Source organism: Spirochaeta dissipatitropha (assembly GCF_054657935.1).
Window position 1 is genome coordinate 73,613 of the sequence record NZ_BAAHXT010000015.1, and the last position, 20,388, is coordinate 94,000.

The following is a 20,388-nucleotide window of genomic DNA, read 5'->3' on the forward strand; positions in this document are numbered from 1 at the left end:
TTAATCTACTCCTTAAAATGGTACGTCATCATCGAATCCGGAACTGCCGGATGGGCCTGCGTAGTCTGAGTACCCGCCACCCGAAGCTGCGTCCGATCCGCCCCGGCTTCCGCCGCTTGAGCCACTTCCGCCGCCACTTCCCCCGCCTGAGCCGAGGAGCTGTACATTAACTGCAAAAATTTCAACCTTACTGCGGCTGTTTCCTGCATCATCCTGCCAGCGGTTCTGCCGAAGCTCTCCCTGGATACCCACCTGCTTTCCCTTTGTAAGGTACTGCTGCAGGGCTTCACCCTGACGGCCCATCAGAACAACATCGAAGAAGTTTGCTTCATCTATCCATGCGTCGCCCTGTTTCCGTCTTCGGTTGATTGCCAGAGAAAATTTACATATGGCCAATCCGCCTCCGGTAACCCGCAATTCTGCATCGCGAACCAGTCTTCCGACCAGAACTACCGTATTGATGTCGGCCATAATTTACTCTCCCTTTCGCACCACCAGATGCCGCAGCAGTTCGTTCTGATAGCGCAGCACGTCATCGATGCTGTTAGCAGCAGCCGGTTCCGCAGTGAACTCGAACAGATAGTAGTGACCCTGTGACTGGCGATCAATTTCATACGCAAGGGTCTTCTGACCCATATCGTCTTCTTTTGTGATCGTCACATTAAGCTTTTTCAGCTCGGCTTTGGTTGCTTCTTTCCCCTGCTGAAACATCTCATCTTCAGCTCGGAAAACACAAACCATTTCGTATTCCCTCATAATTAGATCCTCCTTCTGGACTTTTTTGACTGCCAATGGTATGAATTATCAGGCAGTAAAGAGGTCTTGCGAGGCTACCATAGCACTATCCCGCTGTCAATACTTCTCAACGGCGATCAGGAGACCACATGGGCTACAGAATAAACTACGAAGACAACATTTTTTTCATCAACAGTCAGATCAAGACACTACAGAAAGGCCTGAATCTTGAAATTGATCCGGAATATTTCCGGGATAAACTTATCGATGATATTTTTTTTATCGACGCCTGTGTTGTCCGCCTGTTTCAGTCTCTGGAAGACAACCCGCATCTCATTTCCCGCAACCAGCACCTGAAGGATCTCCAGCACACTATAAGCATGTTCTGTGACTTTATTAATGGCATTCTCCAGGACAAGTTTCGTTTTGCAGGCCAACTGCAGAACGCCAGAATCAAACTACAGGCCTGCCTGAGTGATCAGCAGTCCAGATACGATAAAATCAGATCATTAATTCAAAGCGAGCAGAATCTTGACGAGAAAGAAGATACCATCAGTCAGGATGAACTGCGCCATCTTCTGAAGATCCATCATGAGGATGAATAGGACCTTACCGGCTTAATCGGTATTTTTTTTACATGAAGAGGTCTTTCATAAACTTTCCATCAGCGCTATCATGTACACCGGATAAAAAACAATCTATCTAAAGGATCACAAATGACTATGAACACTTTACGTAAGACCCGCATCGTATGCACCATCGGACCAGCGGTTGACGATGTTGAAATCATGAAAAACATGCTGCGTGCCGGTATGAACGTTGCACGATTCAATTTTTCCCATGATATTCACGAGAATCACGCCGATCGGGTTGCGAAACTACGAAAGGCCAGCCAGGAAACAGGCATTCCTGTTGCCCTGCTTCTGGACACCAAAGGGCCGGAAATACGCACTGGCCAGATAAAAGGCGGAGCAAAAATCAACCTGGTTAATGGAGAAAAAATCACTCTTACAACTGAGGAAGTAGAAGGTACAGAAAAGCTTCTCGGTATCAGCTACAAGAAACTTCCATCCGAAGTCAGCCCCGGGAATCACATTCTGATTGCTGACGGTCTCGTTGACCTCGAAGTTGAATCTGCAAAAGGTAATGAAATTTGCTGTGTTGTCCGTTCCGGCGGTGAACTCGGAAGCAGAAAGAACGTAAATGTACCCGGCATCAAGACCAGCCTCCCTGCAATTACCGAAAAGGACAAGGAAGATATTCTCTTTGCCGTCAAGCACAACATGGATTTCATAGCTGCTTCGTTTATCCGTAAAGCATCTGATGTACAGGAGATTCTGGATCTTCTGGCTGAGAACGACTCGCCAATCAGAGTGATTCCCAAAATCGAAGATCAGGAAGGCCTGGATAACATAGACGAGATCATCCATGTATCCCATGGCATTATGATTGCCCGGGGTGACCTCGGAGTACAGCTTCCACCTGAAGCCATTCCAATGGCACAGAAGCGGATTACAGAAAAGTGCAACCGCCAGAACAAGCCGGTTATCACCGCTACACAGATGCTTGATTCCATGATCAACAATCCTAACCCTACACGAGCAGAACTTACTGACGTAGCAAATGCAATCTTTGATGGAACCGATGCAATCATGCTCAGCGGAGAAACCGCCAGCGGTTCTTACCCTATAAGATCAATCGAGACTATGCATAACGTTGCGATGGCAGTTGAAACCTCTCCAGAGTATACTGAACGAACAGAGCGCTACTTCACTATGCAGGCCAACAACAGCGGAGAAATCGGACACGCAGTAGCAAAATCAGCCTATCTGCTGGCGCAGGATGTTGATGCAACTGCCATCATTACTCCTACTCTGCGCGGTAATACACCACGACTGCTCAGCAAGTTCAGACCAAAACAGAGAATCATTGCTGTCACAACCAGCGAAACCGCATTTCGCCAGCTTCTGCTGCAGTGGGGTGTATTTCCCATTCTCGCCGAATTTGTCAATAATTCTGAAATCATGATCCAGAATGCCCTACGCGCTGCTCAGAAAGCCGGCTTCATCAGCAAGAATGACAAGGTCGTTACTGCCGCTGGGCTACCGCTTAACTCACCGATTCCAATGAATACTATCAAGGTTCATTTTATGGGAAATATCCTGAACAGAGGCATAGATGGTTCCGGTGGCAAGACTTCCGGCCTGCTGGTTAAGGGAGTAAACTTTGCGGAAGTACTCCGGAAAGCACCAAAAGACACTCCTTTCATCGCTCTCTGTAAATCAATAGATGAAACTGCTGATCTTTCCTCTGCAGATCACCTGACAGGATTGATTGTTGAAGAACAGCCAGCAGCGGATGTCAAGACATTCAGCTCCCGGAAAGCCGGCCTCGTAGTTATCTGCGGAGTTCCAAGTGCATATGCACAGTTTGAAGAGGGATTAATGGTCAGCCTGGATGGTGTTGAAAAAATAATCTACGAAGGTGCACTGGAAGAATAAAATCCGGAGCATATACAACACAAATTAAAAGACGCCGAATACAAGTTCGGCGTCTTTTTTTTTATCTATAGGAAATTGCAAAATTACGTGCAATTTCCTCCTCGCATCAATAGCGATTTCTCAAGGTGTTTTATGTAAACAACTTGAGAAGTTATATTCTTGCGAATGCTCATGCAAAATGCAATTTTGCATGAGCTCTATTACAAGTCAGTACATTTTCATTGCTACTTGGCAAGATTCCGACATAAATGTAGTATCGCTGCATGGAGGAGTTATGACACAAAACGCTGGTCATTCTCATAAAAACCCTGAAGATCTTTCACTGCTGTTTCAGATAAGCCAGATTCTTGATCAGAGCATCGATATCAAGCAGGTAATCAACCCTGTACTTCGAGCAGTAGCTGACAATATGCAGATCAAGCGCGGTACTATTACGCTGCTTGACCGCAACTCAGGTGATATCGTAATCGAGACTGCCCTGGGCTTATCCCCGACAGAACAAGAGAAAGGAAGGTACAAGCTCGGTGAGGGTATTACCGGGAAGGTAGTTCAAAGTGGACAGCCACTGGTTATTCCGAGGATTGCAGATGACCCTCGATTTCTCAACAGAACCGGTGCCAGACGGGACGACGGCAGCTCCATCAGTTTTATTTGTGTTCCTATAAAAATCGGCAATGAAACAATTGGCGCTTTCAGTGTGGATACTGAATACACCTCGGAGAATGCTCTTGAAAAACAGGTGCGGCTGCTTTCTATCGTTTCCTCACTGATTGCGCAGGCCGTAAAGATACGCCATGCAATTCTTGAGGAAAGAAATCAACTGCTGGAAGAAAACAACCGCCTGCAGAAAGAGCTCAAGGAAAAATATCATCCATCAAATCTGATCGGTAAATCAAAATTGATGCAGGATGTATATGAAATGATCGCGCAGGTATCAAAAAGTGACGCCAGCGTTCTGATCAGAGGTGAAAGTGGTACCGGTAAAGAACTTATTGCCCAGGCAATTCACTATAACAGCCTGAGAAACGGAAAACCGCTCATAAAAGTAAACTGCGCCGCACTACCCGAAAGCATGATAGAAAGTGAATTATTCGGTCATGAAAAAGGCTCATTTACCGGTGCAATTGCAACCCGTAAGGGAAGATTTGAAGCAGCCCATGGTGGATCTATTTTTCTTGATGAAATCGGAGAACTGTCGCCAGCTACCCAGGTCAAACTCCTCAGAGTATTACAGGAGCGGGAATTCGAACGTGTTGGAGGCAACGAAACGATCAGAACTAATGTAAGGGTAATTGCTGCTACCAACAGAAATCTCGAGGAACTGCTCGAACAGGGCATGTTCAGAGAAGATTTATACTATCGCCTGAATGTGTTCCCCATTCACATTCCACCACTCCGTGAGCGAAGAAGCGATATCCTGCTCCTTGCTGATCATTTTATAGAAAAATATGCAGCCAATAATCGAAAAATCGTCAGGAGGATCTCTACCCCTGCAATAGAACTGCTTTCAAACTATCACTGGCCGGGAAACGTTCGTGAACTTGAAAATGTAGTTGAGAGGGCGGTACTTCTGAGTGTGGATGAGGTTATTCACCCGCACAACCTGCCTCCAAGCCTTCAATCCGCCGAGTCGAGCAATACAGATCTGCACGGGACACTTGAAGAAGCACTGGAGAACCTTGAACGCGATCTGATACAGGATGCACTTAAATCAACCAAGGGTAATATGGCCAGAGCAGCGCGGATTCTCGGCATTACCGAGCGCATTATGGGCTTGAGAGTAAAAAAATACGGCATAGAATCGCGACATTTTCGTAGTTAATATTTCTTAATCTACATAAATGTAGCTTAATTTCTTAAACGTACAATTTAGTGTGCGGGAGGGCAGAATACCCGAACGCATACTATTCATTGCACTGAAACACTTTATAAAAATAATTCAAAAAATTCCCGAAAATCTTCGACTTGGCCTCAATATTGCAAAGTAATGTACAGACTCATACCTGAGGAGGTTTGTACATCATGAACAAAAAAAGAACGCGAGTTCTCGTCCTGGCCATCCTGATAGCACTAATAGCTGCCGGAAATGCTTTTGCACTTGAGATGGCCGAAGTTGAGTTGGCACTGGATATGCTTTGGCTCATTCTAGCTGCTGCTCTGGTATTCTTTATGCAAGCCGGATTCGCAATGGTTGAAACCGGATTGACCCGCGCCAAAAACGCCGGCAACATTATTATGAAAAACCTGATGGACTTTTCCGCAGGGGCAGTAATGTATTTTGTCGTCGGTTGGGCAATTATGTACGGTACTGAATCAATTGCCGGACTGATCGGACTGAATGGTTTCTTTCTTAACTACACAGAAGGAACACTGGCTGCATACGGTGTTGGATCCATGTCAGAACTGTATCGTGACTGGATGTTCCAGGTAGTATTTGCGGCCACCGCTGCAACGATCGTTTCCGGTTCAATGGCCGAAAGAACCAAATTTTCCGGATATCTGATCTATAGTGTATTTATTACTGCATTGATCTACCCTGTTTTCGGACACTGGACATGGGGCGGCGGCTGGTTAGACGGCCTTGGATTCCATGACTTTGCAGGATCCACCATTGTTCACTCTGTCGGTGGTTGGGCTGCTCTCATGGGTGCCATTATTATCGGTGCTCGACGCGGTAAATACGTTAAAAGTGATGGTAAGGTCACCGTCAAGGCTATACCGGGACATAACCTGCCCCTGGCTGCCCTTGGTGTGTTCATACTGTGGTTCGGCTGGTACGGATTTAACGGTGGATCTACCCTGAGTGGTTCTGATCCTGATATTTCACTGGTATTTACTACTACGACCTTGAGTGCCGCAGCTGGTGCAATCGCTGCAATGGCAATGACCTGGAAACTCTTCGGCAAGCCGGATCCTTCCATGTCACTGAACGGTGCCCTGGCAGGCCTTGTCGGAATCACCGCCGGTGCTGACATTGTGAGCCCAATGGCTGCAATTGCTATAGGTCTAACATCTGGTATTCTGGTTGTACTTGCGGTCGAGTTTATCGACAAGAAACTGCATATAGATGATCCTGTAGGTGCGATATCAGTGCACGGTGTCTGTGGTGCCTGGGGTACCCTGATGGTAGGACTGTTTCATACCGAAGCAGGTCTGTTCTATGGCGGCGGTGCCGGTCAGTTGATCACACAGGTAATTGGTATCGGTGCTGCATTCGTTTGGGTAAGCGTAACTGCTGGCGCAGTATTCCTGGTTCTCATGAAGACCGGTAATCTGCGGGTAGAACCTGAAGAAGAATTGCAGGGACTGGATATCAGTGAGCACGGAATGGAATCCTATAGCGGTTTCCAGATCTTCAGCACGATGTAAGGGGGTAGAAAATGAAATTAGTCACTGCATTCATTCAGCCGCACAAGTTGAATGACGTAAAAGAAGAATTGTTCAAGGCAAAAATCTTCAAGATTTCCGTTACCAATGTATTGGGTTGCGGTCAGCAGAGAGGTTACCACGAATCCTACCGCGGGGTGGATATCGAGGTAAATCTACTTAAGAAAACACGTATCGAGATTGCGGTTAACGAAGAGTTCGTGCAGCCAACAATTGATGCGATAATCCGCGGAGCCAGAACCGGTGAAATCGGGGATGGAAAAATACTGGTTTCAAGTCTGGATGATTGTATCCGGATACGAAGTGGAGAAACCGGAAAAGCCGCTATTGGTTAGGTCTCCCCGCTGCAGTTTGCAGCTTAGTTTCTTTCCCGAACCGTGTGTTACACGGTTCGGGTTTTTTCTGCCTTCCTGAATGAATCATATACGCTTCTATAAGATCGATAATCTTCATCACTTGCATGAAAACGCTCCATATCCGGCAGATATTCATGCTCGATGCGAACCATAGACTCTGCTGCATCACATACATTCCTGTAATATCCCATAGCTGTAAAACAGCATGCTGCATTTCCTGTAAGTTCAGCCTCCGGAACTTCCGGCACTTCAATTGCGACCCCCGCGATATCAGCCTTCATCTGATTCCAGATTCTGTTTCTCGCCTGACCGCCGCAAGCCCTCATAGAAGTTACAGGCCCTACACTCTCCCGGAGAATCTCAATCGTTTCCCGAACTGCATACGCAATAGATTGCACCACTGCCTTTCCCATTTCGGCGGCTCCATGTCCTGCACCAAGACCATAAAACATCCCATGATGGAACTCCCAGCTTGCACCACTGTGCAGGGTCGGGAAAAACCATGGAGAAGGTTGATCTGTTCCGGAAATTATAGCCAGCATATCGGCATAAGAGAGGGACTGCATCCCGGTAAAGCGCCTGTACCATTCAAATAGCAATCCGGTAGATGAGAGAATACCTGCGGTGTTAAAGAGTCCCGGGATTACATGCGGGAGGGTTCTCAATCGTGGCTCCTGGATATGTCTGTCAGTACAGTAGTTGATACCCTCTGAACTGCCTGCTCTGTCACATATCATGCCGGTCCTGACGGTTGCGGTACCCAGAAGACTCATTAAAAAATCACTGCCCGAGGCTACACAAGGAATGCCGGCAGGTATACCAAGCATCTCTGAGGCTGCTGCATTCACCTTTCCGGCTATTTCACCTGGACGCAGAAAGGGAGGAAATAGCTCAGGATCCATCTCATAATATCCAAAATCATCGGCACCCCAGAACAGCTGATCAAAATCTGTTGAGGGACTGGCAGTGTGGTACTCACCGCTTATATACGCCACAATATATTCCGCGCAGGAAAGAAAATACCGGGTTTGCTCGTATTTCTTCATGCAATGCTCGCGGAACCAGGAAACCTTCGGCAAAAAGAAGGATTGTCCGCGTGAATCCGGAATATCACGTTTATCCAGCCACATCAGAACGGTGTCCAGATGTCTGCCCGTCGAGTCGACAGGAACCAGAGTAGGCCCATTACCGCTGATTGCTATTGAAGAAATTCCCGAGAGGGGATCCAACTGCTGTATCGCAGTCTGAAAAGCCCGGATCAGCTCATCCGGGTGAAGCTGATCAAAATGATTGCCGGGATAACGTATAGCGCCCTTGCCGCTGCAGATAAGCTGCCCGTCAGCCTGAATGATTCCTGCCTTTACACTGGATGTACCAACATCTACTGCCAAACAAAGATCGGTATGCATATGCGTATCATGTCATCGGGGTCGATGCTGGTCAACCCGGCGAAAAACCGATATAGTTGCTGCATGAAAAACAATATAAAAACTGCATATAAAATGCTGCTATTTATTAGTGCCGCTGTGATCTTGATGTACAGCCTGAGCTCCTGCAGCGAGACTGAATCAACCGGTTTTCAGGTCGGCATATTCGTGCCTGGATTTGTCGAGGGAAGCCCGACCTATGAGCTGATGGTCCGTGGAGCAAGAGAAGCTGAGGAACTGAACGAAGAAATCACGGTCACGGTAGTTGAAGCCGGAACCAACCAGGCGGAATGGGAGGAAACTCTGATTACCATGGCAGGGAGCCGGCGTTATGACCTCATTGTCAGTTCCAACCCGGCTCTACCGGATATTGTCAGCCGTGTACTTACCAGACACCCCAATCAGCACTTTCTTCTCCTTGATGCTCATATGGAGGGTGCTGAAACCGTTGCTGCGATATCCTATAACCACCACGAACAAGGATTTCTCAATGGCTACTTTGCAGCTCTGATCAGCAGCTCGGAGCTAACACATGCAAAACCGGGGGTACGCCTCGGCCTTGTTGCCGGTCAGGAATTTCCGGTTATGAATAATGTAATTGCGGTAGGATTCCTCGAAGGTGCACGGGCCGTAGATCCTTCGGCAGAACTTGATTTCCGCGTAGTCGGCAACTGGAACGACCCCTCAAAAGCAGCCGAGCTTACCCGTTCCCTCATAGCGTCCGGAACAGATGTGATTCTTACCATTGCTGGCGGAGGAAATCAGGGTGTAATCAGCGCCGCTTCGGAAGAAGGTGCGTACGTCACCTGGTTCGATGCGCCTGGGTATGATTTTGCCCCTGGAATTGTTTTGGGCAGCACTATTGTCAAACAGGACACAGCAGCACGCACCGGCATCCTGTCCGCCGCGGAAGGCAGCCTCGAATTCGGAACTTCCCGGACCTATGGTGTGAAGGAAGGATTCATCGGCTTTGATTCTGATCACCTGGTTTTTCTTGAAACGGTACCGAATCAATTCAGACAGGCAATTATTGATATAGAACAGGCAATTCTGGCCGGTGATATCAGCCCCGGAAAGCTGTAAGCGGATAAAAATTGAATACTATTGCAGAGATTGTTGCCATAGATAAATTCTACCCCGAAACAGGTATCCATGCCAACAATGCTATCAGTTTCACTGTACAGGAAGATGAAATAGTCGGAATTGTCGGTGATAACGGTGCAGGGAAAAGCACTTTGGTTACCATTCTGGCGGGAGAACAACCAGCAGATTCCGGTAGCATAATTCTGGATTCCCTTACCCTGCCGAACGGACAGACACATCCAGGGGTAGGGCTTGTCCACCAGCACCCGAGAATTCTGCCCGACCGACCTGTATGGGAAAGCCTCTGTGTAGGACTATCAGACATGGCAATATTCAGCCGACGGAAAGCAAGGAAGAGCATACTTGCACGGCTTGATTCCATCGGCATCTCTCTGCCTGTTGACCTATCAGGCAATGAGCTGAGTATCGGCCAGCTTCATATTGCAGAGCTGGCAGCGGTCCTCATGCGTAAGCCACGCCTGCTGATTCTCGATGAACCTACTGCTTCATGTACCCCTGCCGAGAGGGAATCGATTCTGAAGATCATACAGAATCAAAGGGGTATAGGTATTATCTATATCAGCCACAGAAAGCATGAAATACAATTGCTGGCAAAACGGATTTTCCGGATTGATAAAGGCATAATGTCTGAAATCGATTCAGATGAACTCTATACTGTGCAGCGGATACATGAAAACAGAATGAAACCCATGTTCCCGGAATCCCGGGCAGTTGCACGCCTGGAAAATATCAATGCAAAGAGCCGTGTTCTCGGCGAACTCGAAAACATCTCGATTGATGTCTTCCCGGGTGAAATTGTCGGAGTCAGTGGCTACCGTGATCATGGATTACTCATGCTTGAGGATGTAATAGCGGGCTACCAGGCCATAGATTCCGGCAGACGCTCTATCCGGAACAGGAATTACGGAAGCATACATGAAGCAAGAAGTCTTGGTATGCGCTATATTCCTACAAAACGATTCGTTCGGGGTCTGGCATATGAATTGAGCATCATTGATTCACTGCGTGAACATATAAAAATCCGCCACCCGGAGAGCACCTTTCTGGGATTATGGAGACAATACTGCCTGAAACGTCAGAGCTCAGAACTGTTGAGTAAATTAGGTCTTCCGGAAAATGAACAGCTGCCGCTACGGAGTTATTCAGGAGGAATGCGACAGCGATTGTTGATCGGAAGGGAGACAGACGTCCATGACGCGGTCATGGCTTTTGCCCTGGTATGCGAGCCAAATCTGGGACTGGATGCAGATGGTGTCGAGCTCTTGTGGGACTCACTACGAGAACTAGCAGCCAGAGGCGCTGGAATACTACTTCTCAGTTCAGCGCGCGAAGAAATAGAGCCAATCTGCCATCGACTCCTGATTCTGCATGACGGCCGAATTGCCGAAGTACTTAAAGGGAATACAAAATGACCGAGCACAGGAACTTCACATCCAACAAAGCATTCATACCTCTAATTGCAGTCTGTATTCTCATTCCCCTGATTTTTGCAGTTTCTTCAGACCAGCCAGCCGCAGCTGTCAGAGCTTTCTTCCTGGGACCTTTTTCAAGTATATATGCATTCGGTAACTTACTGAGTCAGTCAGCCCTTCTGCTTCTGAGCGGATTAGGAGCGGTTCTGGCATTTCAAACCGGGAGTTTCAATCTGGGCGGTGAGGGACAGGTTTACGCTGGTTCAGCTGTAGCTGTCGCATTAGCGCTCTTTCTTGGTCCGGGAAGCCTTCCAGGCTGGCTGATCATTGCAGTCGTATGTATTGGCGGCGGCTCTGCCGGGGCAGGAATTGCAGGTCTGAGTGCATATTCCCGAAAACGATGGAATGCCGACGAGCTGATCACCAGTTTTCTGATTGGCAGTGCGATGTTTCCACTCGTAGATTATTTATTCAGGGAACTGCTCTACGACAGCAGTTCCAGCATGATCCGTACTCCCTATATTGCCGAGAAGGTCAGATTTACGCAAATCCTTCAGCCATCGGTGCTCTCTGCAGCCGCACTGCTGGCATTATTGATCTGGCTTATAAGTACCCTGTATATGGAAAAGGGTGTAAGAGGAACAAGATATCGGCTTACAGGTAATCATCCTGAATTTGCTGCCGCAGAAGGGCTTCAGATACGAAGCATCCGATCCTCAGCCTTCACTATCTCGGGGGCACTTCATGGTATTGCAGGAGCACTGCTGGTTACTGGAGTGCATCACGCCGGCATCCTCGGATTTTCAGCAGGATACGGCTGGAATGGTATTGCAATTGCGCTCATTGCCGGCAACAGGCCCCTGAAATTGCTACCAGCAGCCCTGTTCTTCTCCTACATAATTGCAGGATCACGCCAGGCATTGGTTGTCAGCAATCTCAGGCTGGATATAAGCTCAATATTACAGGCAATGATTTTTCTGCTTGTAACGGTACAGGCGACGCGCCGGAGGAAAGAGAAATGATTGCATTTATTTTCCAGGCGCTGCTCTCTGCTTCTCCGATTGTGATCGCAGCTGCAGGAGGCTTGTTGTCGCAAAAAGCAGGCGTTCTCAATATTGCACTGGAAGGGATAATTCTCAGTGGTGCATTTGCTGCAGCTCTGGCTGGTCTGCTCAGTGGATCAGTGATTCTGGCCGTGGCTGCAGGGACATTAACCGGATTCCTTGTTGCCCGAATACAGATAATATTCCGAATGCAGTTCCGGGCTAATATTTTCATAATCGGACTGGGAATAAATCTGCTTGCTGCAGGAATTATTCCAGCTGTATCGAATGCAGTTATAGGCACCAGTGGAGTCTTCAGACTGCCTGCAGGGTTTATTACCCCGCCTGCCTTTGCGGCAATGAGCCTGACATTATCTTCAGTAGCCTGTACTGCAGTGTACCTGTTTCTTCGCAACAGCAGATACGGGATAGAACTTCAGGCGGCCGGTGTCCAGCAGGAGCTGCTCCGACGCCGTGGAGGCTCAACGGAAAAATATCAGAAACTGGCTTTATCACTCTCGGGAATATGTGCAGGTCTGGCAGGTGCATTGCTGAGTTTGCGTATCGGGGCTTTTGCGCCTGCTATGAGTGCCGGTCGGGGCTGGATTGCACTGGGAACCATTTTCCTCGGATTTCAGCACCCTTTCGGCATAGTGATCGGAGCAATTCTATATGGCCTCAGCGATTCAGTTGCCGGCAGCCTTCAAGGTCGGACTATAATACCCAGTGGAATACTGATGACCCTACCCTATGCCGCCACCACCCTGGCTTATATACTTTCCTCTGCTATACGCTACCGTAAAATCCGGGAATAAGCTCCGCGATCGCTGTACGAACCCGTTCGGTTTCCTGCTTTACCCAGTCCCTCATCTCTCCAAGCTTATTCAGCATATTGTTCCGGGAAATATTCCCGGGACTACCTGGACTTGTCCGTGAAGCGATTACTTCATCCAGAGACATTGATTCCACTGTATCCAGATTGGTTCCGACCTGGCGGTATGCATCGCGGAAAGTCATGCCACCCGCAACCAGTTCCAATGCAGCATCGGTTGCAAAGATGTCTACAGTGCAGCCCTGCCTCAGATTCTTTTCGTTTACCTGCAATGAATCTACAGTCAGTTTGATTACGGCGGTGCTTGCTTCACAGATTTCAATACTCCTGAGCAGCGGTTCCTTGGTATCCTGAAAATCACGGTTATAACCGGATGGCAAGGATCGAATAATATTCATTACCTGCTGGGAATAGCCGGATACTACACCAGCTTTTGCTCGAAGCAGCTCAAGACCATCAGGGTTTTTCTTCTGTGGCATAATACTGGAACCGGTACACAATTCTGCTGGCAAGGAGAAATAACCGAATTCAGGCAGACTGAACATCATGAGATCCTGTGCAATCTTTGAGAAAGTCTGCTGCAGCTGTTCAAATACCTGCAGAAGCTGGGATTCAAACTTTCCCCGGCTGCTGTTTACATAGATGGTATTCTCCAGTACTTTTGAAAAACCCATACACGCTGCAGTATACTCACGATCAAGCGGAAGAGGCACACCGTAACCGGCAGCCGCACCGAGTGGAGAGCGGTCAATTCTCTCATAAACCGGAAGAAGCAGCTCCAGATCATCCAGTATTTCTTCGGCATAGGCTTGAGCCCATAAACCCACAGTAGAAGGCATTGCGACCTGCATATGTGTACGACCGGGCATAGGCACCCGGGAATTCCTTTCCGCAAAATCAGTCCAGCTTTCTGCAGCTGAAAGTCCGGCGGATAGAATCGACAGAATTCTGTCTCTGCTGTACAGGCGGGTTGAAGTCAATACCTGATCATTGCGGGAACGCCCGGTGTGGATTTTTTTCCCGGCTTCCCCCAGACGGTCTACAAGGACACTTTCAATAGCTGCGTGGCCGTCTTCCAGTTCCCGGGGAATCCTGAATTCACCGGATGCAGCAACCGCTGCTATTGTCCTCAGCTCCTGTACCAGGTCCTTGCATTCATCGCCCGTAAGCAGTCCGATTTTCTCCAGACCCATTGCATGAGCTATGCTGCCTGCGCAATCATAGGGAACAAGAACTTCATCGAGCAGATAATCCCTGCCCACAGTAAAGCTCTCGATTAATTCGTTGATATTACCATTCTTCTGCCAGATTTTCGCCACAGGACCCTCCGGAATCTGAGCATACCGTCCTGCACTTTACCTGTCAACGCTTGACTTCTGCTTCAGATTTCAGCCGGTCCTTGGTACCGCTTCCCAGAAAAAAACTGAGCAGAAAGCCCGCGACAAGTGCCAGAATCCCCGTTAAGCCTGTCATATCCATTGAAAAGCCTTCCCAGAGACTGACCACCGAACCGAGAACCAGACCGAGTATTACAAAATAGGTAAATCCATGAAATCGATCCAGAAGATAGGTTATGAGCCGCGCGACCAGAACTACCCCGATTATGTGTCCTCCGACAAATACAGCAATGAAAGGAATATTGAGCGTACTGAATGAGTGCTGCATGGTGGAATACATGCCGAAAAGCAGCAGCAGAAAACTACCGCTTACACCGGGCACGACCATAGCAAAGCTCGCTATAATTGACACAGCAAGCATTAAGCCAAGAGCCGGAAGAGTAATTTCTGTCAGCGGCGGACTTGCCGCAGGGCGTTCAGCAAGACCCATCCAGAGCACCAGGCCGAGGCCAATTGCAAATGCAATAAGAAAGTACCAGCTGAACTTTCCCTGCCCTGCCCTGTTGATGAGATAAGGAGCGCTACCTACAATAAGACCTATAAAGAAAAAATTAGTCTGTGCAGGAATTTCAGCAAGAAAAAAACCAATGAGACGGGCAAATGCCACGTTGCCAATAAGCACACCAAAAATAAGAGGCAGGAGAAATAAAAGATTCCGTTTCCACCCGCCTTCACTGGAAAAGAAGGCTCCGAAGGCCTCCATAAGTTCATCGTAAATTCCGACGATCACGGCTATAGTACCGCCGCTTACACCGGGAATAATATTCGCCAGACCAATGGCAATCCCTTTCACAGTAACCAGCAGGGACAAAGGAGCCTTACGTTCTGTCATGCTTTACCTCTCATCATGATATTGTATACTCCTGCCGGTCTGAAATCTATATCTGAAGAGATATATTTACTATTTGCAGCTTCGTCTTGCTGATCTTTTATTTTTCCGCGACCAGTGTGAGTACATTATTTTCAGCAACAATCTTCACACTTCCCCCCTCCTGAACTTTGCCCGAGAGGAGCATTTTCGCAAGCTCATTCTGTACGAGATTAGTAATTGTACGCTTCAGCGGTCGTGCCCCGAAAGCCGGGTCAAACCCGACGTCTGCAAGAAGGGTGCGGGCACCATCTGTGAGAGAAAGAGAAATCCGTTTTTCAACGAGCCGTTTCTGCAGTCTCCCGATCTCGATATCCACGATTCTGGTTATCTGATCCTTGTCCAGACGGTGAAAGGTAACAATCTCGTCTATTCTGTTCAGAAACTCCGGCTTGAATGTTGCGTGAAGAATCTCGTTGATTCTCGGTTTGACTTCTGCGAGATCATCATGCCTGAGAATCAGATCACTCCCAACATTACTGGTCATAATGACTACTGTATTTCTGAAATCAATCAGTCTCCCCTGTCCGTCAGTCAGGCGGCCTTCATCCATGAGCTGCAGCAGTATATTGAACACATCCGGGTGGGCCTTTTCGATTTCATCAAAGAGAATTACGGAATAAGGACGACGGCGAACGACTTCAGTCAACTGACCGCCCTGTTCATAACCCACGTACCCGGGAGGAGCTCCGATGAGCCGGCTGACCGCATGCTTCTCCATGTATTCACTCATATCGATTCTGGTCAGGGCCCGTTCGTCATTGAACAGAAAATCAGCCAGGGTCTTGCTGAGTTCGGTTTTTCCCACCCCGGTTGGGCCAATAAAGAGAAAAACGCCTGATGGGCGGTTGATATCGCCAATTCCGCTTTTGTTCCGTCGGATTGCATCCGAGACGGCTCGTATTCCATGCTCCTGCCCGATAACACGCCTGCCAAGTACTTCTTCAAGCTGGAGAAGCTTCTGCATTTCACTGCTCATCATTTTACTGACCGGTATTCCAGTCCAGGTTGAAACCACCGCGGCGATATCTTCCTCCGACACCTCTTCCCTCAGCATCGAGCTGCCCTCACTCTGCTGAGCATCGATTGCTTCACTCAAAGTCGCCATTCTACCCCGAAGATCAGGGATCAGCCCATGTTTGATCTCCGCTGCACGGGTAAAATTCCCTTCACGCTCTGCCTGGGTCTCTTCGATACTGAGATTTTCCAGCTGCTGTTTGAGACTCCGCAGCTCATCGATTTTAGTCTTCTCATTCTGCCACTGGGCATGCATTGCATCCCTGTCATGGCTGAGCTCGGCAAGTTCAGAGTTCAGCTTTTTAAGCCGTTCGGTACTTGCGGCATCATTTTCCTTGCTGAGGGCCTGCTTCTCTATATTCAGCTGAAGGATTCTCCGTTCCAGCTGATCCAGGGCGGTAGGCTGACTTTCGATCTCCATCTTCAATCTGCTCGCTGCCTCGTCGACAAGATCGATTGCCTTGTCAGGCAGAAATCGACTGGTAATATATCTGTCTGAAAGCACCGCAGCTGCGACAAGAGCCTCATCTTTTATACGCACACCATGATGTACCTCATAGCGCTCCTGCAAACCACGGAGAATCGCTATTGCACTCTCCACCGATGGCTCGCTGGTAAAGACTGTCTGAAACCTGCGCTCGAATGCTGCATCTTTCTCTATGTGCTTGCGGTATTCGTCAAGGGTAGTCGCTCCAATACAGCGGAGTTCTCCCCTTGCAAGTGCCGGCTTCAAAAGATTGGAAGCATCCATGGCCCCCTCCGCAGCACCTGCTCCAACCAAAGTATGAAGCTCATCGATAAACAGAATGATTTTCCCTGCACTGGAAGCGATCTCTTCGATCACCCCCTTGAGGCGTTCCTCGAATTCACCGCGGAACTTGGTCCCGGCCACCAGAGAGCCCATATCCAGGGAGAGTATCGTTTTGTTCTTGATGCTCTCGGGAACATCGCCCGAGACAATTCTACGGGCAAGTCCCTCTGCAATTGCGGTTTTGCCCACACCAGGCTCACCAATCAGAACAGGATTGTTTTTGGTTCTTCGTGAAAGAACCTGCATGACCCTCCGGATTTCCTCGTCACGGCCTATTACCGGATCCAGCTTCTCCTGTCGTGCAAGTGCAGTGAGGTCACGGGTATATTTTTCCAGTACCTGGTATCGATTCTCGGGATCCTGATCGCTTACCTTCTGTCCCCCCCGAATATCCTGCAAAGCCTCAAGCAGTTCATCTCTGCTTATGCCGTGTTTTTTTAGAATTTCTGCAATAGGCCCTTCACTGCCCAGAGCAGATAATAATAGATGCTCGGTACTGATGAAATCATCCCCGAGTTTCTCCTGCTCTTTTTCTGCCTTCACAAGCAGCTTCATGGCAGGAGGACTCAACTGCATCTGGGCTGCATCGCCATATACCTTCGGCAAGCGCTGCACGCTTTTTTCGAGCTCTGTTCTCAGAGCAGGGATAGATACACCCAACCTGTTCAGCAGAGGCGGAACTATGCCGTCCTTCTGTTCAATCAGAGCATAACAGAGATGCTCCGGCTCAATTGCAGAATGATCGTTTTTCATTGCAAACGCTCCGGCGTCCTGCACCGCCTGGCGTGCTTTGGTAGTTAGTCGTTCGTAATCCATATCAGTAATATAGCCACAAATTCTGATTTCGCAAAACCGTCTACTGCCTTGAAAAGCCAGGCAACTATAGATATCCTATGCCACATGAGTTCAACAGAAGATAAAAACAAGGTAATCATTATGCATGGCTTCAGCCATGAAGAAATAAGTAAAATTATGAAGCTGGTAAAACAGCAGTTCGAGAATCCCCGTGATCTTATCTTTGCCATGAGCACTGAGCAGTCACTGGAAATGAAACTGGGAGCACTCATAGAGGATATGACAGAGGATCATGTATACCTGCAGAAAAATCCTCCAAAAAGGAAAGTCTGAACGCATATCTTGACCAGAAACGGTGCGCGGAATAGTATTCCTTCATGAGTAAAGAGAAACCGGTACCCCGTTCCTGCCTGCAGAATATTCCTGCATATCATCCCGGCAAGCGGTCTGCTGGATTAACCAAACTTTCAAGCAACGAAAATCCTCTTGGTTGTTCGCCGATGGTTCATCAGGCCATAGATCAAGTGCAGCAGGAACTTGAGGTATATCCGGACGGCCGAGGTACAAGCCTGGTCAGAAAGCTCTCTGAAATCCACTCTATCTCTCAAGACAGAATCATTCTCGGAAACGGATCCGATGATATTATGATCATGGCAGCAGCCAGCTTCATAGATCCAGGCAGCAATTCCGTTATGCCGACTCCAAGTTTCAGCCAGTATGAGTTTGCCGTCCGTCTCTACGGGGGTGATGTCAGGAAAGTGCCTCTGAAAGACGGGAATCATGATCTCGACTCTATGCTTGAAGCAATAGACGAGAATACCCGGATTATGTGGATCTGTAACCCCAATAACCCAACCGGCACCTATCGGAATCATAATGATATTCACGATTTTCTCAGCAAGATACCTGGACGTATCCTTGTAGTGCTGGACGAAGCATATTCAGAATATGCAGAGGCCGAGGATTATCCGGATTCACGCAAATTTCTGGATGAATTCAGCAACTTACTGGTTCTGCACACCTTTTCGAAGATTCACGGCATCGCAGCACTGCGTCTTGGCTACGGCTTCGCTGACAGTGATATTATTAACTGCTTTCTCAGGGTCAAACAGCCCTTCAATGTTAATGGTATCGCACTTGCTGCCGGTGAAGCAGCACTCAATGATAGCATCTTCGTCAAGCACTCTCTGGAAATCAACCAGAGCGGAATGCGGTACCTCAGCACTGAACTCGACCGTCTCGGTTATACATATTATCCCAGTCAGGCAAACTTTATCTGTATTCATACACCGATTACAGCAGATCAGGCATATACGCGATTAATGGATTTCGGCATCACAATCCGATCTTTGAGCTCTTTTGGGCTTGATCATTCGATTCGGGTTTCGATAGGAGAAATGCAGGCACTGCAGTCACTGGTCCGCGGACTTGAGGCCATAATGCATGAGCACACGAATGGTCACACACAGATTGAGGCGGGCTGATGCAATGAAAAATGAAAGCCTGAATGACGATACGCACAGCAGTAGCTCAGGGCTGAAGAAACTCCGCGAGCCCGGATGTCTGGCTATCTGGTTTGCCTTTATTCTAGGTTTTTTTGCTGTCTGGCCGGCCCTTATAGCTGGAGTATGGATACAGAGCTGGATTCCACTTCCAGGACAGGGTTGGGCAGCACAGCTGCTGTATGCAGCACTGCCCGAAGAAACAATAAAATTCACCCTGGCATCGCTGCTTGCATACTTCAGCGGAATTTCACCTTCTATTGTTGGTGCAGCTTTCGGTATATCTGAAACAGCCTTTGTCTTTTCCACTACCCCATGGCCACTCAGACTGATAAGCTCCGTACCACTGCATACAGGAACCACTGCCCTCGCAAGCATGGCAATACGCCGCCGAACAAGCTATTCTCTGAGTACGCTGCACACAGGCCTTTTCAAACGCACAGTACTATCCATTGGCCTGCTGACTACAGCAGTCATGCTTCACTGGATATATAATATATCTGTACGCCAGGGATCTGCCTTATCCTGGATAATAGCCTGGATTCCGATCATTCTGTGGCTGCTGATCCGAGGCTGGATAGTAAGCCATCAGAGTAATCAGACAGACTGATTATTCCCACCTGTAAGCCGGACTTACTGCCTGCTCGTCAGGCAGTAAGTATGTCGGTCGTGTGTCTACTGGTTAGTCTGCCCGTGTGCCTGGTTGTCTGGTTGTCTGGTTGTCTGTCGGACGACCGACTGAATCCTCGATTAGTCCCGATTTTTCTCCCAGGCCCTTGACCTTTTTCTCCTTGGTCTATATATTACCACCAACGACGCAGGGTAGAGCAGTTGGCAGCTCGTCGGGCTCATAACCCGGAGGTCGCAGGTTCGAGTCCTGCCCCTGCTATAAAACCCGCAGTGCCTTTAGGTGCTGCGGGTTTTTTATTGCAAGGAGCGAGGCAGGACTCGAACCACCGGCAGAGTATTTTGCGGCAGTGGTTCACGCAGGGAACCGCGAAAGCAAAATGCGGGGTGCGGAGGCTCACAGAGCCGGAGCATGAGAGTCCTGCTCTTGACTTTGCATTCTGATCAACGGATACTTTTTGTATGATTCAGCTTGATGTTCGTTCCGTAACAGGTATCATTACTCAACATGTTCCGCAGGTTCAGGCTATATACCTATATGGATCGGCTGTTGATCCAGCTGCCACAATCGATG

Annotated in this window: 18 protein-coding genes and 1 tRNA gene; 13 read left to right on the forward strand and 6 right to left on the reverse strand. The window is 48.4% G+C overall.

Annotated features, from left to right (window positions below):
• Window positions 1-12: 12 nt before the first annotated feature.
• Both ssb and rpsF read right to left on the reverse strand, forming a co-directional pair.
• Window positions 13-471 (reverse strand): single-stranded DNA-binding protein, encoded by a 459-nt coding sequence (gene ssb / locus ACYQ2L_RS15120; RefSeq protein ID WP_460057445.1) that lies wholly within the window; start codon window positions 469-471, stop codon window positions 13-15.
• Window positions 472-474: 3 nt separating this feature from the next.
• A complete protein-coding gene (gene rpsF / locus ACYQ2L_RS15125) occupies window positions 475-756 on the reverse strand; it encodes a 30S ribosomal protein S6 (RefSeq protein ID WP_460057446.1) in 282 nt (93 codons plus the stop codon).
• 128 nt (window positions 757-884) lie between these two features.
• Between rpsF and ACYQ2L_RS15130 the strand changes: the two genes are divergently transcribed.
• The 5 genes from ACYQ2L_RS15130 (at window position 885) to ACYQ2L_RS15150 (ending at window position 6,958) form a co-directional block, all read left to right on the forward strand.
• Window positions 885-1,340, forward strand: a complete 456-nt coding sequence (locus ACYQ2L_RS15130; protein WP_460057447.1) for a hypothetical protein — start codon at window positions 885-887, stop codon at window positions 1,338-1,340.
• A gap of 117 nt (window positions 1,341-1,457) precedes the next feature.
• On the forward strand, window positions 1,458-3,236 hold the full coding sequence (gene pyk, locus ACYQ2L_RS15135; protein WP_460057448.1) for a pyruvate kinase: 1,779 nt from the start codon (window positions 1,458-1,460) through the stop codon (window positions 3,234-3,236).
• A gap of 274 nt (window positions 3,237-3,510) precedes the next feature.
• Entirely contained in the window at window positions 3,511-5,058 is a 1,548-nt protein-coding gene (nifA, locus tag ACYQ2L_RS15140) for a nif-specific transcriptional activator NifA (protein ID WP_460057450.1), read from the forward strand.
• A gap of 200 nt (window positions 5,059-5,258) precedes the next feature.
• Entirely contained in the window at window positions 5,259-6,605 is a 1,347-nt protein-coding gene (locus ACYQ2L_RS15145) for an ammonium transporter (protein ID WP_460057453.1), read from the forward strand.
• Between the two features lie 11 nt (window positions 6,606-6,616).
• On the forward strand, window positions 6,617-6,958 hold the full coding sequence (locus tag ACYQ2L_RS15150) for a P-II family nitrogen regulator (protein WP_460057454.1): 342 nt from the start codon (window positions 6,617-6,619) through the stop codon (window positions 6,956-6,958).
• 47 nt (window positions 6,959-7,005) lie between these two features.
• Here ACYQ2L_RS15150 and ACYQ2L_RS15155 read toward each other — a convergent pair whose 3' ends face one another.
• Complete coding sequence (locus tag ACYQ2L_RS15155; protein WP_460057457.1) at window positions 7,006-8,388, reverse strand: xylulokinase; 1,383 nt, start codon at window positions 8,386-8,388, stop codon at window positions 7,006-7,008.
• 63 nt (window positions 8,389-8,451) lie between these two features.
• Between ACYQ2L_RS15155 and ACYQ2L_RS15160 the strand changes: the two genes are divergently transcribed.
• The 4 genes from ACYQ2L_RS15160 to ACYQ2L_RS15175 are packed head-to-tail and all read left to right on the forward strand — an operon-like array spanning window position 8,452 to window position 12,780.
• Window positions 8,452-9,489, forward strand: coding sequence for a BMP family ABC transporter substrate-binding protein (locus ACYQ2L_RS15160; RefSeq protein WP_460057460.1), 1,038 nt, complete (start codon window positions 8,452-8,454; stop codon window positions 9,487-9,489).
• A gap of 11 nt (window positions 9,490-9,500) precedes the next feature.
• Window positions 9,501-10,922, forward strand: coding sequence for an ATP-binding cassette domain-containing protein (locus ACYQ2L_RS15165; RefSeq protein WP_460057461.1), 1,422 nt, complete (start codon window positions 9,501-9,503; stop codon window positions 10,920-10,922).
• Window positions 10,919-11,944 carry an ABC transporter permease gene (locus ACYQ2L_RS15170; protein WP_460057464.1) on the forward strand — a complete coding sequence of 342 codons (1,026 nt, stop codon included), beginning with the start codon at window positions 10,919-10,921 and terminating at the stop codon, window positions 11,942-11,944. Before ACYQ2L_RS15165 ends, ACYQ2L_RS15170 begins: the two co-directional genes overlap by 4 nt.
• On the forward strand, window positions 11,941-12,780 hold the full coding sequence (locus ACYQ2L_RS15175; protein WP_460057466.1) for an ABC transporter permease subunit: 840 nt from the start codon (window positions 11,941-11,943) through the stop codon (window positions 12,778-12,780). The genes ACYQ2L_RS15170 and ACYQ2L_RS15175 overlap by 4 nt, the downstream gene beginning before the upstream one ends.
• Here the strand turns inward: ACYQ2L_RS15175 and argH are convergent.
• The 3 genes from argH to clpB all read right to left on the reverse strand — a co-directional run bounded on the left by argH (window position 12,752) and on the right by clpB (window position 17,706).
• Window positions 12,752-14,116, reverse strand: coding sequence for an argininosuccinate lyase (argH, locus tag ACYQ2L_RS15180; protein ID WP_460057469.1), 1,365 nt, complete (start codon window positions 14,114-14,116; stop codon window positions 12,752-12,754). The two genes, ACYQ2L_RS15175 and argH, sit on opposite strands and share 29 nt — an antisense overlap.
• 43 nt (window positions 14,117-14,159) lie before the next feature.
• On the reverse strand, window positions 14,160-15,026 hold the full coding sequence (locus ACYQ2L_RS15185; RefSeq protein WP_460057471.1) for a DUF368 domain-containing protein: 867 nt from the start codon (window positions 15,024-15,026) through the stop codon (window positions 14,160-14,162).
• A 97-nt stretch (window positions 15,027-15,123) separates the two neighbouring features.
• Window positions 15,124-17,706 carry an ATP-dependent chaperone ClpB gene (gene clpB, locus ACYQ2L_RS15190; RefSeq protein ID WP_460057473.1) on the reverse strand — a complete coding sequence of 861 codons (2,583 nt, stop codon included), beginning with the start codon at window positions 17,704-17,706 and terminating at the stop codon, window positions 15,124-15,126.
• Between the two features lie 84 nt (window positions 17,707-17,790).
• On the opposite strand from clpB, the gene ACYQ2L_RS15195 reads away from it, so the two are divergent.
• From ACYQ2L_RS15195 to ACYQ2L_RS15210, 4 genes are all read left to right on the forward strand, one after another.
• Window positions 17,791-18,018: a DUF3783 domain-containing protein gene (locus ACYQ2L_RS15195; protein ID WP_460057475.1), complete on the forward strand. Its 228-nt coding sequence runs from the start codon at window positions 17,791-17,793 to the stop codon at window positions 18,016-18,018.
• A gap of 44 nt (window positions 18,019-18,062) precedes the next feature.
• Window positions 18,063-19,169: a histidinol-phosphate transaminase gene (gene hisC, locus ACYQ2L_RS15200; protein ID WP_460057476.1), complete on the forward strand. Its 1,107-nt coding sequence runs from the start codon at window positions 18,063-18,065 to the stop codon at window positions 19,167-19,169.
• Complete coding sequence (locus tag ACYQ2L_RS15205) at window positions 19,141-19,797, forward strand: PrsW family intramembrane metalloprotease (protein WP_460057478.1); 657 nt, start codon at window positions 19,141-19,143, stop codon at window positions 19,795-19,797. The genes hisC and ACYQ2L_RS15205 overlap by 29 nt, the downstream gene beginning before the upstream one ends.
• A gap of 206 nt (window positions 19,798-20,003) precedes the next feature.
• Window positions 20,004-20,076: transfer RNA gene (locus tag ACYQ2L_RS15210), tRNA-Met, on the forward strand.
• Window positions 20,077-20,388 lie beyond the last annotated feature (312 nt).

Bases quoted from the DNA above. Each gene is read 5' to 3' on its own strand.
- ssb (WP_460057445.1), bottom strand. From the start codon at position 471: ATGGCCGACATCAATACGGTAGTTCTGGTCGGAAGACTGGTTCGCGAT.
- rpsF (WP_460057446.1), bottom strand. From the start codon at position 756: ATGAGGGAATACGAAATGGTTTGTGTTTTCCGAGCTGAAGATGAGATG.
- ACYQ2L_RS15130 (WP_460057447.1), top strand. From the start codon at position 885: ATGGGCTACAGAATAAACTACGAAGACAACATTTTTTTCATCAACAGT.
- pyk (WP_460057448.1), top strand. From the start codon at position 1,458: ATGAACACTTTACGTAAGACCCGCATCGTATGCACCATCGGACCAGCG.
- nifA (WP_460057450.1), top strand. From the start codon at position 3,511: ATGACACAAAACGCTGGTCATTCTCATAAAAACCCTGAAGATCTTTCA.
- ACYQ2L_RS15145 (WP_460057453.1), top strand. From the start codon at position 5,259: ATGAACAAAAAAAGAACGCGAGTTCTCGTCCTGGCCATCCTGATAGCA.
- ACYQ2L_RS15150 (WP_460057454.1), top strand. From the start codon at position 6,617: ATGAAATTAGTCACTGCATTCATTCAGCCGCACAAGTTGAATGACGTA.
- ACYQ2L_RS15155 (WP_460057457.1), bottom strand. From the start codon at position 8,388: ATGCATACCGATCTTTGTTTGGCAGTAGATGTTGGTACATCCAGTGTA.
- ACYQ2L_RS15160 (WP_460057460.1), top strand. From the start codon at position 8,452: ATGAAAAACAATATAAAAACTGCATATAAAATGCTGCTATTTATTAGT.
- ACYQ2L_RS15170 (WP_460057464.1), top strand. From the start codon at position 10,919: ATGACCGAGCACAGGAACTTCACATCCAACAAAGCATTCATACCTCTA.
- ACYQ2L_RS15175 (WP_460057466.1), top strand. From the start codon at position 11,941: ATGATTGCATTTATTTTCCAGGCGCTGCTCTCTGCTTCTCCGATTGTG.
- ACYQ2L_RS15185 (WP_460057471.1), bottom strand. From the start codon at position 15,026: ATGACAGAACGTAAGGCTCCTTTGTCCCTGCTGGTTACTGTGAAAGGG.
- clpB (WP_460057473.1), bottom strand. From the start codon at position 17,706: ATGGATTACGAACGACTAACTACCAAAGCACGCCAGGCGGTGCAGGAC.
- ACYQ2L_RS15195 (WP_460057475.1), top strand. From the start codon at position 17,791: ATGAGTTCAACAGAAGATAAAAACAAGGTAATCATTATGCATGGCTTC.
- hisC (WP_460057476.1), top strand. From the start codon at position 18,063: ATGAGTAAAGAGAAACCGGTACCCCGTTCCTGCCTGCAGAATATTCCT.
- ACYQ2L_RS15205 (WP_460057478.1), top strand. From the start codon at position 19,141: ATGGTCACACACAGATTGAGGCGGGCTGATGCAATGAAAAATGAAAGC.